This window comes from Nocardioides panacis, assembly GCF_019039255.1.
Classification (GTDB): domain Bacteria; phylum Actinomycetota; class Actinomycetes; order Propionibacteriales; family Nocardioidaceae; genus Nocardioides_B; species Nocardioides_B panacis.
Window position 1 is genome coordinate 2926780 of record NZ_CP077062.1, and the last position, 14658, is coordinate 2941437.

The 14658-nt window shown below is 72.4% G+C and carries 14 protein-coding genes; 4 read left to right on the forward strand and 10 right to left on the reverse strand.

Going from position 1 to position 14658, the window contains the following annotated elements; all coding sequences use genetic code 11:
* Positions 1-11: 11 nt before the first annotated feature.
* From KRR39_RS14335 to KRR39_RS14360, 6 genes are all read right to left on the reverse strand, one after another.
* Complete coding sequence (locus KRR39_RS14335) at positions 12-824, reverse strand: ABC transporter permease (RefSeq protein ID WP_216937864.1); 813 nt, start codon at positions 822-824, stop codon at positions 12-14.
* Positions 821-1678 carry an ABC transporter permease gene (locus tag KRR39_RS14340; protein WP_216937866.1) on the reverse strand — a complete coding sequence of 286 codons (858 nt, stop codon included), beginning with the start codon at positions 1676-1678 and terminating at the stop codon, positions 821-823. The genes KRR39_RS14335 and KRR39_RS14340 overlap by 4 nt, the downstream gene beginning before the upstream one ends.
* Before the next feature lie 2 nt (positions 1679-1680).
* Positions 1681-2895, reverse strand: a complete 1215-nt coding sequence (locus tag KRR39_RS14345) for an ABC transporter substrate-binding protein (protein WP_216937868.1) — start codon at positions 2893-2895, stop codon at positions 1681-1683.
* A complete protein-coding gene (locus KRR39_RS14350) occupies positions 2892-3998 on the reverse strand; it encodes an ABC transporter ATP-binding protein (RefSeq protein ID WP_216937870.1) in 1107 nt (368 codons plus the stop codon). The genes KRR39_RS14345 and KRR39_RS14350 overlap by 4 nt, the downstream gene beginning before the upstream one ends.
* Before the next feature lie 270 nt (positions 3999-4268).
* Positions 4269-5177, reverse strand: coding sequence for a non-homologous end-joining DNA ligase (gene ligD / locus KRR39_RS14355; protein ID WP_216937872.1), 909 nt, complete (start codon positions 5175-5177; stop codon positions 4269-4271).
* Positions 5170-6129 carry an ATP-dependent DNA ligase gene (locus KRR39_RS14360; RefSeq protein WP_254185148.1) on the reverse strand — a complete coding sequence of 320 codons (960 nt, stop codon included), beginning with the start codon at positions 6127-6129 and terminating at the stop codon, positions 5170-5172. Before KRR39_RS14360 ends, ligD begins: the two co-directional genes overlap by 8 nt.
* Before the next feature lie 75 nt (positions 6130-6204).
* Between KRR39_RS14360 and ku the strand changes: the two genes are divergently transcribed.
* Positions 6205-7140 (forward strand): non-homologous end joining protein Ku, encoded by a 936-nt coding sequence (ku, locus tag KRR39_RS14365; RefSeq protein WP_216937876.1) that lies wholly within the window; start codon positions 6205-6207, stop codon positions 7138-7140.
* A 7-nt stretch (positions 7141-7147) separates the two neighbouring features.
* Here ku and KRR39_RS14370 read toward each other — a convergent pair whose 3' ends face one another.
* Positions 7148-8551, reverse strand: a complete 1404-nt coding sequence (locus tag KRR39_RS14370; RefSeq protein ID WP_216937878.1) for an amidase — start codon at positions 8549-8551, stop codon at positions 7148-7150.
* Positions 8548-9432 (reverse strand): M20/M25/M40 family metallo-hydrolase, encoded by an 885-nt coding sequence (locus tag KRR39_RS14375; RefSeq protein WP_254185149.1) that lies wholly within the window; start codon positions 9430-9432, stop codon positions 8548-8550. Before KRR39_RS14375 ends, KRR39_RS14370 begins: the two co-directional genes overlap by 4 nt.
* A 437-nt stretch (positions 9433-9869) precedes the next feature.
* Between KRR39_RS14375 and KRR39_RS14380 the strand changes: the two genes are divergently transcribed.
* The 3 genes from KRR39_RS14380 to KRR39_RS14390 are packed head-to-tail and all read left to right on the forward strand — an operon-like array spanning position 9870 to position 12698.
* Entirely contained in the window at positions 9870-10532 is a 663-nt protein-coding gene (locus KRR39_RS14380; RefSeq protein WP_216937880.1) for a response regulator transcription factor, read from the forward strand.
* Complete coding sequence (locus tag KRR39_RS14385) at positions 10529-11839, forward strand: sensor histidine kinase (RefSeq protein WP_216937882.1); 1311 nt, start codon at positions 10529-10531, stop codon at positions 11837-11839. The genes KRR39_RS14380 and KRR39_RS14385 overlap by 4 nt, the downstream gene beginning before the upstream one ends.
* A gap of 43 nt (positions 11840-11882) precedes the next feature.
* Entirely contained in the window at positions 11883-12698 is an 816-nt protein-coding gene (locus KRR39_RS14390; RefSeq protein ID WP_216937884.1) for a COG4705 family protein, read from the forward strand.
* 77 nt (positions 12699-12775) lie between these two features.
* Here KRR39_RS14390 and KRR39_RS14395 read toward each other — a convergent pair whose 3' ends face one another.
* Together KRR39_RS14395 and KRR39_RS14400 are read right to left on the reverse strand one after the other, a co-directional pair.
* Positions 12776-13795, reverse strand: a complete 1020-nt coding sequence (locus tag KRR39_RS14395) for an ABC transporter permease (RefSeq protein WP_216937886.1) — start codon at positions 13793-13795, stop codon at positions 12776-12778.
* Entirely contained in the window at positions 13792-14604 is an 813-nt protein-coding gene (locus tag KRR39_RS14400) for an ABC transporter ATP-binding protein (RefSeq protein WP_216942664.1), read from the reverse strand. Before KRR39_RS14400 ends, KRR39_RS14395 begins: the two co-directional genes overlap by 4 nt.
* Between the last annotated feature and the right edge of the window lie 54 nt (positions 14605-14658).

A 14658-nucleotide genomic window follows, 5' to 3' on the forward strand; every position in this document is an offset into this window, starting at 1 on the left:
CCCGTGAGGCGTCAGCGGGCCCCGGTGAGGCCCTCGTTCGACGAGCCGGACAGCCGTTGCGCCAGCCAGATCGGCACGATCGAGGCGACGATCAGCACCGCCGCGACCACGTTGACCACCGGCGCCTGGTTCGGCCGGAACAGGTTGTTGAAGATCCACAGCGGCAGCGTCTCCTCGCGGGCTCCCGCGGTGAACGTGGTCACGATGATCTCGTCGAAGGACAGCGCGAACGCCAGCAGCCCGCCGGCCAGCAGCGCCGACCGCAGCAGCGGGAACGTCACCAGCCGGAAGGTCGTGAACGAGCCCGCGCCGAGGTCCATCGAGGCCTCCTCCAGGCTGCCGCCGAGCCGGCGCAGCCGGGCCTGCACGTTGTTGAAGACCGTGACGATGCAGAACGTCGCGTGCGCGACCACGATCGTCAGGAACCCGAGCTCCAGCCCGAACACGGTCCGGAAGACGTTGTTCAGCGCGATGCCGGTGACGATGCCGGGCAGCGCGATCGGCAGCAGGATCAGCAGGGACACGCTGTTGCGCCCGAAGAACCGCTGCCGCTGCAGGGCCATCGCGGCCATCGTGCCGAGCAGCAGCGAGATCGCCGTGGCCTGCAGCGCCACCTCGACACTGACCAGCAGCGCGGCCCGCGCCCCCTCGGACTGGGCGGCGGCCTTCCACCAGCGCAGGGTCAGCTGCTGCGGCGGCCAGGCGAAGGACTTGTTGGCGTTGAACGAGTTCAGCACCACCAGCGCCAGCGGTGTGTAGACGAACACCAGCGCCAGCGTGGTGATCGCCAGCAGCAGGCGGCGCAGCCCGCGCGACAGGGTCACAGGTTCTCCAGCGCACCGGTGCGTCGTACGGCGGTCAGGTAGATGACCATCACGACCACCGGGATGGTCGCGACCGCCGCCGCGAACGGCAGGTTGTTGGCGGCACCGACGTTGTCGTAGACCACGTTGCCGAGCATCTGGTTGGCGCCGCCGACGATCCGCACCGCGATGTAGTCGCCCAGCGTCAGCGAGAACGTGAACAGCGAGCCGGCCACGATCGCGGGGAAGACCACCGGCAGCACCACCCGGCGCAGCGTCGTGGTGCTGCGCGCGCCGAGGTCGGCGGACGCCTCCAGCAGCGACCCGGGCAGCCGCTCCAGGCCGGCGAAGATCGGCAGGATCATGTACGGCAGCCACAGGTAGGCCAGCGTGATGATCACCGCGGTCAGCCCGTAGCCCGGGGTGTCCAGGCCGAACGGAGCCGCCACCCAGGACACCAGTCCCCCGGTGCCGAGCATCCCGCGCCAGGCGTAGGCCTTGACGAGGTACGACGCCCACAGCGGCATCACCACCGCGACCAGCAGCAGCCGCTGCGCGCGCGGCGAGGCGACCTTGGCCATGAACAGCGCCACCGGGAACGCGATCAGCGCGTCCAGCAGCGTCACCAGCACCGCGATGCCGAGCGTGCGCACGGTGATCGTGCGGTAGACGTCGATCGTGAACAGGTTCCGGAAGTTGTCCAGCGTCCAGGTCCGCTCGACGTCGCCGGTGAAGCTGTTCTGCCCCCAGAACGCGGTCACGAACAACGCCGCCAGCGCCCCGAGGTAGGCCACGCCCAGCCACAGCATCGGTGGCGTGAGCAGCAGCCCGACCCGGAGCCCGGGACGGCGGTGCAGCAGGCCGGAGACCGCCATGGTCAGCCCTTGATCTCCGTCCAGGCCTGGGTCCACTGGCCGTAGTCGGTGCAGGTGGCGTCCTTGCGGCCGTCGAGGCACTGCTTGATCGGCGTGGTCCAGTACCAGATCTTGTCGGCGTAGGCCTTGTCGGCGGCGTGGTAGGTCGCGCAGAACGACTTGTCGGTGGTGAGGTCGCAGGCCTTGGCGTTGGCCGGTGCCTCACCGAAGTACTCCGCGGACTGGGCGTTCGCGGAGGGGCCGGCGATGTAGTCCATCCACGCGTAGGCGCAGTTGGAGTTCTTCGACTTCGAGCTGACCATCCAGGTGTCGGACCAGCCGGTCGAGCCCTTGCTCGGGAACAGCACCCCGACCGGCACCTTGTCGGCCTCCACCAGGTTCGCGATGAACTGCCAGGTGGTGCCGATCAGCGTGTCCCCGCTGGTGAACGCCTGCTGCTCCTTGAGGTAGTCCGACCAGTACTCCGAGATCTGCGGACGCTGCTGCTTGAGCACCGCGACGGCCGCGTCGAGCTGCTTCTGATCGAGCGCGTAGGGGTTCTTGATCCCGAGGTCGGGCTGGGTGTTCATCAGGTGCAGCGCCGCGTCGGCGATGTAGATCGGCGAGTCGTAGGCGGTGATCTTGCCGGCGTACGGCGGGTTCTTCTCGAACACCGCGTCCCACCCGGTCGGCGCCGGCTTCACCTTGTCCTTGCGCCACATCAGCAGGTTCGCGCCCCAGCCCTGCGGGACGCCGTACATCTGCCCGTTGACGGAGTTCCACGCCCGGTCCTTGAGGAACGGCTGGATGTCGGGGTAGCTCTTCAGCAGCGCGGTGTTGACCGGCGCGGCGTCCCCCGAGGCGATCAGCCGCAGCGACGCGTCCCCGGAGGCCGACACCACGTCGTACTGGCCGGTCTTCATCAGGGTCAGCGCCTCGTCGGAGGTGCCGAAGTACTTCACGTTCGCCTGGCAGCCGGTCTTCTTCTCGAACGGGGTGACCCAGTCCACCGACTTGTCGTTGCTGCCGTCCTCGGCGTACCCGGGCCAGGCCAGGATGTTGACCTGCCCCTCCATGGCACCCAGGGACTTCTTCATGGGTACGTCGGGCGCGGTGAACGTCCCGGCGCCGGCACTCGTGCCGCCACCACCACCTCCACCGCCACCGGACGTCGTGCCGCACGCCGCCAAGCCCGCGGCGAGCACGACCGCCGACGCGATCGCTGTGATCTTCTTCATGAGGTCTCCTCGGTGAGCTGGTCCACCTCTGCCGCGGTGGACGGTCTGGTCGACGCGCTGGTCGACGGACTGGGGGGCCCGAGAGAGACGACGTGGAGGCGCCGCCAGCACAGCGTCACCGGCTCGCCCCGACGGTCGAGGAGCCGGGTCGGTGAGGTCTCCAGGTTCTGCTGGAGGACGGTGAGCGTGCCGCCCGCGTCGAGGTCGACGACGGAGTGGGTGGCCGCGCCGAGGTACACCACCTCGCGGACCACGCCCCGCGCGGTGCACACGTCGTCGCCCGTGGGCGCCGGGTCGCCGGGCGGCAGCAGGGTGATCTTCTCGGGCCGGATGCTGACCGGGCCCGGGTCGCCGAGCAGCTGCTCCGCGACCGGCCCCTCCAGCAGGTTGGAGGTGCCCACGAACCCGGCCACGAACGGGGTGGCCGGCTGCTCGTAGAGCTCGACCGGGGTCGCGACCTGCTCGATGCGACCGTCCCGGAACACCGCGATCCGGTCGCTCATCGTCAGCGCCTCCTCCTGGTCGTGGGTGACGAACACGAAGGTGATCCCGACCTCGCGCTGCATCTCCTTCAGCTCGATCTGCATCTCGCGGCGCAGCTTGAGGTCGAGGGCGCCGAGCGGCTCGTCGAGGAGCAGCACCTTGGGGCGGTTGACCAGCGCCCGGGCGAGCGCCACCCGCTGCCGCTGGCCGCCGGAGAGCTCGTGCGGCCGGCGGTCGCCGAAGCCGCCGAGCCGGACCGTCGCGAGCGCCTGCTCGGTGCGGGTGCGGCGCTGGTCCCGGGGCACCTTCTTGACCCGCAGCCCGTAGGCGACGTTGTCCTGCACGCTCATGTGCGGGAACAGCGCGTAGTCCTGGAAGACCGTGTTGACGTCGCGCGCGAAGGGCGGCTGCGACGTGACGTCCTGGTCGCCGAGCAGGATCCGGCCCTCCGTGGGCGTCTCGAAGCCGGCCACCATCCGCAGCACGGTGGTCTTGCCGGAGCCGGACGGGCCGAGCATGGAGAAGAACTCCCCGTCCGCGATGTCCAGGTCGATCCCGTCCACGGCGGCGACCGCGCCGAAGGACTTGCGGAGCCCGCGCAGCGAGATTGCCACCGACATGGCCGCAGTATGGCAGCGGTGCGGCAACCGATCCCATGCCCCAGACCGCTCATTTCTGCGGTTTTCCTTGGTGCCCGGTCGTGCCGGGCAGCGTTTCCGCAGCCGGGACCGTGACGGACCGGCCCGTAACCCCCGGGCGGCCGGCTCGTTGGTGCTGACGAGCGGGTTTCGTCCCCGCCGGACCGGGAAACCTACCCGGAGCGGGCAGCACCGCCCCGTCGAATCTCCGCCGTCTCTCGGGAGCGGCGGGTTTCGTCTGTCCGGACCGGCTCAGGACCGGCCGAGCAGGTCCCCGAAGATGTCCCCGTGCTCCTCGACGCGGGCCAGCACGTCGTCCATCTCGAGCTGGCCGAGCCCCTCCTCCGCGCCGTCCTCGACCTCCTCCCAGGTGCGCGGGGTGGCGACGTACGGACGGTCGCGGCCGCGCAGGGAGTACGGCGAGATGGTGGTCTTGGCGCCGGTGTTCTGGCTCCAGTCCAGGAACACCTTGCCGCCGCGCAGCGACTTGGTCATCTTCCAGACCACCAGCCGCGGGTGCTCGCCGGTGAGCTCCTGGGCGATCTCCTGCGCCTGGTCGCGCACCTCCTCGGCGTCCAGGGCGCCGGGCAGCGCGGCGTACAGGTGCAGGCCCTTGCTGCCCGAGGTGACCGGTGCCGCGGACAGGCCGCGCTCGGCGAGCTTGTCGCGGACCAGCAGCGCCACCTCGCAGCACTCCCGCAGGCCGGCCGGATGGCCCGGGTCCAGGTCGATCACCAGCCGGTCCGGGTGCCGCGGCCTCCCGTCCTTCCCGACCGTCCACTGGTGCACGTGCAGCTCCAGGGAGGCCAGGTTGGCGAAGTAGGTCAGGTCGGCCAGTCCGTCGATGACCGGGTAGCTGATCGTGTCGCCGCCGCCGCGGGAGCCGGTGGACGGCACGGTCACCGAGTGCAGCCACTTCGGCGCCCCGGACGGCAGGTTCTTCTCGAAGAACTGCATGTCGCCGGTGCCGTGCGGCCAGCGGATCCGGGTCACCGCGCGGTGCGCGAGGTGCGGCAGCAGCACCCCGGAGACCCGCGCGTAGTAGTTGAGCACCTCGCCCTTGGTGGTGCCGGTGGTCGGGTACATCACCTTGCCCAGGTTGCTGATCTTCAGCGTCCGGCCGTCCACGTCGACGAGCACCTCGTCGGTCTGCTCAGCCATCCCGGTCCTCCAGGTCCACCGGCGAGAGGTCGGTGCGGACGCCGCGGTAGGCCGGCTGCCGCAGCCGCTTGGCCGGGGTCATCCCGAGCGCGGCGACGTCGACGACGACCTCGGGCCGGACCCAGACGGTGCCGGCCGCGTCCACGGCGGGTACGTCGTCCGCGAACGGTGACGCGTCGGCGAGCAGCGGCCCGAGGACCTCGAGCAGCCGCTGGCCCTGCTTGCCGGCGATGCCGCTACCGACCCGGCCCCGGTAGACCAGCCCCGCCCCGGTGGGCTCCCCCACCAGCACCGCGCCGATCCGCGAGGTGCTGTCGGTCTCGTGGCGCCAGCCCCCGACGACGTACGAGCCGATCGCCCGGTGCGGGAACTTCAGCCAGTCCGGCGAGCGGCGTCCGGGGTGGTAGAGCGAGGACCGCCTCTTGGAGACGATGCCCTCGAGGCGCTGCTCCTCGGTGGCCTGCAGCAGCATCGCGCCGTCGTCGTACGCCGCCGGCACCTGCCAGTGCACGTCGGCCAGCCCGAGGCCCTCGAGCAGCTCCCGGCGCTCGCTCAGGGGACGGCCGGTGAGGTCCTCGCCGTCGAGGCGGAGCAGGTCGAAGACCAGCAGGGTGACCGGGTTGGACTCGGCCAGCAGGGCCGCCCGGCGGGCGTTGCCGACGTGGATCCGGTCGGCCAGCGCCCCGAAGGTCGGCACGCCGTCGAGGAACGCGACCACCTCGCCGTCGAGCAGCACGTCGCGGCCGAGACCGGCCAGGCCGTGCAGCTCGGGGAAGGACACCCGGACGTCCTTCTCGTTGCGCGAGCGGACGTGCAGCTCGCCCGGCCGGTCGGGGTCGTCGTCGGTCGGGTGCACGTCGACCAGGACACGCATGCCGTCCCACTTCACCTCGTGCAGCCACTCGGGCCCGGCGGGCACGTGGGTCCCCTTGGTGGCGAGCATCGGGCGCATGCCTCCCATCCTTGCCCATCGGTGCGACATGATGGTGCCGAGACGACGACGTACTCGCGACTGAAGGAGCAGCCCATGCGTGCCATCTGGAAAGGCGCGGTGTCCTTCGGACTGGTGAGCGTGCCGGTCAAGCTCTACGCCGCGACCGAGAGCCACGACATCTCCTTCCGGCAGGTGCACGCCAAGGACGGCGGACGGATCAAGTACCAGCGGGTCTGCAGCATCGACGGCGAGGAGGTCGCCTACGCCGACATCGCCAAGGGCTACGAGACCGAGGACGGCCAGATGGTCGTGCTCGACGACGACGACTTCGCCGAGCTGCCGGCCAGCAGCAGCCGCGAGATCTCCGTCGAGAAGTTCGTGCCGACCGGGCAGATCGACCCCCTGTGGCTGGAGAAGTCCTACTACCTCGAGCCCGACAAGACCGCCGCGAAGCCCTACGCGCTGCTGCGCGAGGCGCTCAAGGAGGCCGACCGGGTCGCCGTGGTGACCGTCTCGATCCGCACCCGGATGACCACAGCGGTGCTGCGGGTCCGCGACGACGTGATCGTGATGCAGACGATGCTGTGGCCCGACGAGGTCCGCAAGCCGGACTTCGCGGGGCTCGACGCGACCGAGCACGCCGCGACCGCCAACGAGCTCAAGATGGCCAAGCTGCTCGTGGAGACCCTGGCCGGCGACTACGACGCCTCGGAGTTCGACGACGACTACGCCAAGGCCGTCGAGGCGCTGGTGGCCGCCAAGCTCGAGGGCGGCGAGGTCAAGGCCGTCGAGCAGCCGAAGAAGACCACCGGCGAGGTCGTCGACCTGCTCGCGGCGCTGCAGCGCTCCGTCGACGCGGCGAAGACCTCGCGCGGCGAGTCCCCGGCGAAGGCCGACACCGACGCGGAGACCGAGAAGCCGGCGAAGAAGACCGCCGCCAAGAAGGCGCCGGCGAAGAAGGCGGCGGCCAAGAAGACCGCCGCCAAGAAGGCGCCCGCGAAGAAGGCGGCGGCCAAGAAGGCCAGCTGAGCCTGGCTCAGGGGCGCAGGGCGGGGCGGGCGCCGGCCCAGGGCCGGGCCTGCTCGAGCTGGGCGGAGACGGTCAGCAGGGTGGTCTCGTCGTGCGCCCGCCCGACCAGCTGTACGGCGGTCGGCAGCCCGTCGGTCGCGAAGCCGGCCGGCACCGACGCGGCCGGGTTGCCGGTCACGTTCCACAGCGCCGTGTAGGCGATCATCGGCATCGCCAGGAGTGCGGCCCGCACGGTGCCCACGCCGTCCAGCACCCCGACCTCGGGGGGCCGGTGCGCGATCGCCGGGGTGAGCAGCAGGTCGCAGCGGTCGAAGACCCGGCCGGCCTTCTGCGCGACCTGCTCGCCCTGCCGGATCGCCCACTCGCGGACCCGCGGGGTGACCCACCGGCCCAGCCGGACGGTCTCCCGGGTCCGGCGCTCGACCCGGTCGGGGTGCTCGAGCCCGTCCGCGCCGGTGCGCACGCCGGCGAAGAACTGCGGCACGAACGCGGTCGTCGGGTCCGGGTAGCCGGGGTCGACCTCCTCGACGTGGTGCCCGAGGGAGGCGAGCAGGTTCGCGGTCTCGTGCACCGCGGCGACGTGCTCGGGGTCGGGCCGGACGCCGAGCGTCACCGGCTTCGTCGACCAGCCGATCCGCAGCGGGGTGAACGGCGCGTCGACGGCCGCGGTGAAGGACGTCGCCGGCTCCCGGGCGCTCCAGCGGTCCACCGGCAGCGTGCCGCGCAGCACGTCGTAGACCACGGCGCTGTCCCGCACCGACCGGGTCAGCGGTCCGGTGGTGCTCAGCGCCCACCAGCCGTGCGGGTGCGGGGCCATCGTCACGCGGCCGCGCTGCGGCTTGAGGCCGTAGAGCCCGCAGCACGCCGACGGGATCCGGATGGAGCCGCCGCCGTCGCCGCCGAGGCCGAACGGGACCAGCCCGGCGGCCACCGCGGCGGCCGTCCCGCCGCTGGAGCCGCCCGGCGACCTCCGGGGGTCCCACGGGTTGCCGGTGAGGCCGTGCGCCACCGACTCGGTGAACGGCCACTGCCCGAACTCCGGCATGTTCGTCTTGCCCACGACCACCGCCCCGGCCGCGCGCAGCCGGCGCACCACCTCGGCGTCGGCCGCGGCCGGGGTGCTGTTGCCGCGTCCCCCGAACGTCGTCACCCGGCCGGCGACGTCGAGCTCCTCCTTGACCGCCACGGGGACGCCGTGCAGCGGGCCTCGCTCACCTGGCTGCGTGTCCCGCGCGGCCGCCTCGGCGAGGGCCTCGTCGCCGAGCACCGTCGTGAACGCGTTGAGCTGCCCGTCGTACCGCGCGATGCGCTCGAGGACGCCGGCGACCAGCTCGCGCGAGGACACACGCCCGGAGGCGACCGCGGCGGCCTGGCCCGTGACGCCGGCGAACCAGAGGTCGTCGTCGCTCACCCGAGGGTCCCGCACCGGCGCAGCGCGAGCACGGTCAGCGCCCGGGTGACCTGCACGAGCTGGTCGAGGTCGACCTTCTCCAGCGGCGCGTGCGCGTCGGCGATGTCACCTGGGCCGTAGTGCAGGGTGGGGATGCCGCCGATGCCGGTGTAGAGCCGCAGGTCGCTGCCGTAGACGCCGGCCGCCAGCGGTGGGTGGGCGCCCCCGGTCGCGGCGACCGCGGTGGACACCTCGCCGATCAGCGGGTGGTCGGCGTCCGTGCTGCCGCTGGCGAACTGGCCGCCCGGCCAGGTGACGATCGGCCGGTTCTCGCGCAGCCACGGGTCCTTGACGGCGACCTCGTTGACGACGTCCTCGAACCGGGCGCGGGCCAGCCGCGGGTCCTCGCCGATCTGCACGCCGAAGCGGCCCTCGGCGACCAGCCGGTCGGGGACGTTGCTCGACCACTCGCCGGCGGTGACCATGCCGACCGACAGCGCGTAGGGCACCTCGCCGACGAACAGCGGGTCGGGGTCGCGGTTGCGCTCGGCCTCGAACCCCATCAGGGCCGCGTGGATCGGCAGGAACGCCTCGAAGGCGCTCACGCCCTCCTTGCGCATGCTGCCGTGCGCCGACCGGCCGGCCACCTCGATCCGGAAGGTCAGCGCCCCCGCGGTGGCGGTGAGGATCTTGGCGCTGGTGGGCTCGGTGATCACCGCCGCCTCGCCGATGTGCCCGCGACGCAGGGTCGCGAACGCCCCGAGGCCGCCGTCCTCCTCCCCCACCACGAAGTGCAGCGCGAGCGGTCGCTCGAGCCGGACCCCGGCGGCGTGCAGCGTGCGCAGCACCGCGAGGTTGGCGGCGGCGCCGGCCTTCATGTCGCAGGTGCCGCGGCCGTACATCGACCCCTCGCGGATCTCCGCGGAGAACGGGTTGGCGCCCAGCCAGTTGTCCGGGTCCCCCCGGAGGTACGACGTCCAGGTGGCTCTGCAGCACCAGCCCGGGCATGCCCTCGCCGGGGGTCGTGCCGACCACGCCGACCGCCTGCTCCCGGGTCACCTCGACGCCCGGGAACCACGGGTCCTCCGCGAGCTCGTCGAGATCGATGTCCCAGCGGTCCACCTCGACGTCGAGGTCCCGCAGCATCGCGGCGGCGTGCTCCTGCACCTCGACCTCGGCGTCGGTGCCCCCCATGCTCGGGATCCGCACCAGCTCCATCAGCGACTCGACCAGGACTTGCTCGTCCAGGTGTCCGAGGACGGACCGCTCGGCGGACGTCAGCTCTTCGGGACTGCTCATGTCCCGAGTGTGCCGCACCCCCGCCGCTATCGTTCGAGGGGTGGTGACGATTGCGGTGTGCGAGGACGACGCGGCGCTGCGATCCGTGCTGGCCCGGGCGGTGAAGGCCGCCGGACACGACGTGGTGGTCGCCCGCAACGGCGGCGAGGCGCTGCGGCTGTTCCCGAAGGTCTCCCCCGACGTGGTGATCCTCGACATCGGCCTGCCCGACAGCGACGGTCGCGACGTCTGCCTCGCGCTGCGGGCCGGCGGCCTGGCCGCGCCGGTGCTGTTCCTGACCGCCCGCGACGGGGTCCACGACAAGGTCGCGGGCTTCGAGTCCGGCGGCGACGACTACCTCACCAAGCCGTTCGAGCTGCCCGAGCTGCTGGTCCGGATCTCCGCCCTGGCCCGGCGGGCCGGCGCCGCCGCCACACCGCCCGAGGGGCTGCACCTCGACCCGGCCCGGCACGCGGTCACCGCGCACGGCGCGACCGTGCCGCTCACCCCGACCGAGTTCCGGCTGCTCGCCAAGCTGCTGGCCACCCCCGAGCACGTCGTCCGGCGGCACGCGCTGGTCGCGGCCGGCTGGCCGATGGGGGCCTCCGTGCACGACAACACGCTGGACTCCTACATGGCCCGGCTGCGCCGCAAGCTGGACGTCCTGGCCGGGGTGGAGCGGTCGATCGACACCGTGCGTGGCGTGGGCTACGTGTGGCGGTGAGGCTCGGGCTCCGGGGCCGGCTGGTCGCCACCACGGTCGCCGCCGCCCTGGCCGCGGTCACCGTGCTGGTGGTCGGGCTCCAGCTGCTGCTGGCCCACCAGTCGTCGCGGGACTCGCTGACCGCCCTGCAGGGCCGCGCCGACGCCGCGGCGACCACCGTCCGGTTCGCCGGCGACCGGGCCCGGGTGCTGGAGGCGCCGGCCGACTCCCTGGACCAGAACATCTGGATCTACGACGCCGCCGGCCGGCGCATCGACGGCACCGAGCCGCCCCGCCGGGTCCGGGCCCAGGTCGCCCGGCTGAGCTCGTCGACGTCGGAGCGGGACGTGGTCGTCGACGGCGGGATCCGGTTGCTCGCCCGGCCGGTGCCGCGGGAGGGCTCCGGGGCCGTCGGGGCGGTGGTGGTGGCGGCGCTGGACCTCGCGCCCTACGAGTCGGCCGAGCGCCGCGGGCTGGTGGTGAGCCTCGCCCTCGGGCTGATCACGGTGGCCGGCGCCGGCGCCGCGGCCTGGGCCGCCTGCGGCTACGCCCTGCGGCAGGTACGGCGGATGGCCCGGCGCGCCGACGAGTGGCGGGAGCACGACCTCGCGGGGCGCTTCGAGCTCGGTCCCCCGCGCGACGAGCTGACCGAGCTGGCCGACACCCTCGACCGGATGCTCGACCGGATCGCGCAGGCGATCCTGGCGGAGCGGCGGCTCACCGACGAGGTGGCGCACGAGCTGCGCACGCCGTTGACGGTGATCCGCTCCGAGGCCCAGCTGGCCCTGGTGGAGGCCGGACCGGACGCAGCCTCGACGGCGTCCCTGGACGCGATCGTCGCGGCGACCGAGCGGATGGCCGCCTCGATCCAGACGATGCTCTCGGTCGCCCGGTCCGCGCACGCCGACGAGGCCACCTGCGGCACCGCCGAGGTGCTCGACGAGGTCCGGGCGCACGCGACGGACGTCCCGGGGGTGCGCGTGGAGGTCGACGACCCGGGCCAGGACGTGCTGCTGGCCGCCCCGCTGCGGGTGGTCGGCGCGGCCGTCGTACCGCTGCTGGACAACGCGGTCCGGCACGCCGCCACCCGGGTCCGGGTGCACGTCACCCTGGAGTCCCGCCGGGTGCTGCTGCACGTCGAGGACGACGGGGAGGGCGTGGCCGGGGACCGGCGGGAGCGGATCTTCGAGCCCGGCCACAGCACCGCCCCGCACGGCGCCGGGCTGGGGCTGTCGCTGTCCCGGCGGCTGGCCCACTCGGTCGGCGGCGAGGTCGGCGAGCAGGGCGACGGGCACGGCCACTTCGTGCTCACGGTGCCCCGCGCCTGACGCGGTCAGGTTGCCTCCAGGTTCGCGGTGCGACCGTCGGGGCATGAATCGAGACACCTCCGTGGCCGCCGTGCCGCTGCGCACCCTCCTGAACAAGGTCCCCGAGGTCACCCTGTACTTCTGGGTGATCAAGATCCTGTGCACGACGGTCGGGGAGACGTTCGCGGACTACCTCAACGAGACGCTGGGGTTCGGCCTCGACAACACCTCGATCCTGATGACCGCGGCGCTCGTGGTGGCGCTGGTGTTCCAGTTCCGGGCCCGCCGGTACGTCCCCGGCATCTACTGGCTCGCGGTGGTGCTGATCAGCGTCGTGGGCACCCTGCTCAGCGACAAGCTGGTCGACGACCTCGGGGTCCCGCTGCAGACCTCGACGATCGGCTTCGCGATCCTGCTCGCGCTCACCTTCGCCGCCTGGTGGGCCAGCGAGCGCACCCTGTCGATCCACTCGATCGTCACCCGCCGCCGGGAGGCGTTCTACTGGCTGGCGATCCTGTTCACCTTCGCCCTGGGTACCTCGGCGGGCGACCTGTTCGACGAGCAGATGGGGGTCGGCTACTGGCCGACCGTCGCGCTGGTCGCGGTGCTCATCGCGCTGATCACCGCCGCGCACCGGTTCCTGCACCTCGACGCCGTGCTGGCGTTCTGGCTGGCCTACATCCTGACCCGCCCGCTGGGCGCCTCGATCGGCGACGGCATGTCGCAGGCGCACCAGGACGGTGGCCTGGGGCTCGGGACGACCGGCACCAGCGTGATCTTCCTGACGGTGATCCTCGCCCTGGTGGTCTTCCTGGCCGTCACGAAGGTCGACCAGACGAGCACCGCCGAGACCATCGAGACCGACCCGGCCCGGGTCTGACGAGCAGCTGGTCGCCGTACGCCAGGAATCCCCTCCCTAGTCCGCTTCCCAGCGGAACAGGCGTGCGGCGACCAGCGTCACCACCGCCGCGAACGCGAGCAGGATGCCGATCGGGGCGAACGCCGCCGACGGCCCTGACCGCGCACCATCACGTCGAGCATGCCGTCGTTGAGGTGCCGCAGCGGCAGCAGGTTCGAGGTCACCTGCAGCCAGCCCGGCGCCCCGTCGAGGGGGAAGAACGAGCCGGACAGGAACGCCATCGGCAGCACCAGGAAGTTCGCGAGGTTCACCGCGCCCTCCTGGGTCTTCGCGACCGAGCCGGCGAGCAGGCCGAGCGACATGAACGCCAGCGTGCCGGCGACCAGCAGCGGGACCGCCATCCACCACGAGCCGGTGAGGCGCAGCCCGAAGGCGCTCATGCCGAGGCCGAGGAAGATCGCCATCTGCACCAAGGCGATCAGCACCGTGACCACGACCCGGGCGCCGACGACCGACCCGGCCGAGACCGGGGACAGCTGCAGCCGCCGCAGGAGCTTGCTGTTGCGCCACCCCTGCAGGGTCGCCGCGGCACCGAACGCCGCGCTCATCGCCACCGCCCAGCCGAGCAGCCCGGGCGTCACGAACTGGATGGTCCTCAGCGACTTGTCCTCGACCCGCTCGCCGACGAACGTGTAGCGCGGCGGCCGGCCGGACGCCTCCTGGTTGGCGCCGTCCACGAAGGCGTTCAGGGTGCCCTGGGTGATCGCGGCCTTCACCTGGTCGGTCTGCGTGTAGTGCGCGACCAAGATGTCCCCGCGCATCTCGATCGCCGCGTCCGCGTCGCCCTTGCGGACCTGCGCGAGCGCGGCCGGGAGCCGGGTGGCGTGAGTGACCTCGAAGGTCTGGTCGTAGGCCTGCTTCGCGCCGGGCCCGAGCCCGTCCACCAAGCCGACGTGCCCCACCTCGACGACCGCGATCTTCGGGCTGTTCTCGTAGTCGAAGACGCCGCCGAACAGCACCAGGAACATCAGCGGGAAGACCACCGCGAAGAACATCGACATCTTGTCGCGAAGGAAGCCCTTGACGATGGCCAGCGCGATCGCCCGGAAGGCCGTCATCTGGCCGTGCTCATGCGCGGTACTCCCGGCCGGTGAGGTGGAGGAAGACGTCCTCGAGCGTGCCGCCCTTGACCGCGAGGCCCTCGAGGGCCTCGAGCTCGGCGAGCCGGGTGAGCACCACCGACGGGGCGCGGGTGGTCAGCACGAGCGCGGTCGTCCTCCTCGACGGCGTCCACGCCGGCGAGGGCCTCGGCCCGCTCGCGGGGCAGCAGGTGCGGCGCGACCGAGATCCGCACGGGGGCGTCGAGCCCGCGCACCAGCGCGGCCGGCGTGTCCAGCTGCAGGACCCTCCCGCGGTCCATGATCGCGACCCGGTCGCACAGCGCCTCGGCCTCGTCGAGGTAGTGCGTGGTGAGCACGACCGTGCGGCCCGCCTCGTTGAGCGAGCGCAGCAGGTCCCACAGGTTGCGCCGGGCCTGCGGGTCGATCCCCGAGGTCGGCTCGTCGAGGAAGACGATCTCCGGGTCGTGCACCAGGGCGCAGGCGATGGCCAGCCGCTGCAGCTGCCCGCCGGACAGCTTCTCCGTGCGGGTCCCGGCCTTCTCGGTGAGCCCGACCTGCTCCAGCCAGTCGTCGGCCCGGCCGGCGGGGACGCCGTACAGGGCGGCGAAGGTGCGGATCTGCTCGCGCGCGGTGAGCCGCTCGAAGAACGCCGAGGCCTGCAGCTGCACGCCCACCCGCGGCAGCAGCCGCGGGTTGCGCGGCCAGCTGGGCTCGCCGAGCAGCCGCGCCTCGCCGGCATCCGGGCGGCGCAGGCCCTCGACCATCTCCAGCGTGGTGGTCTTCCCGGCGCCGTTGGGACCCAGGATCCCGAAGAACTCACCGGCCGCGACCGTGGAAGCTCACGTCGTCGACCGCCCTCA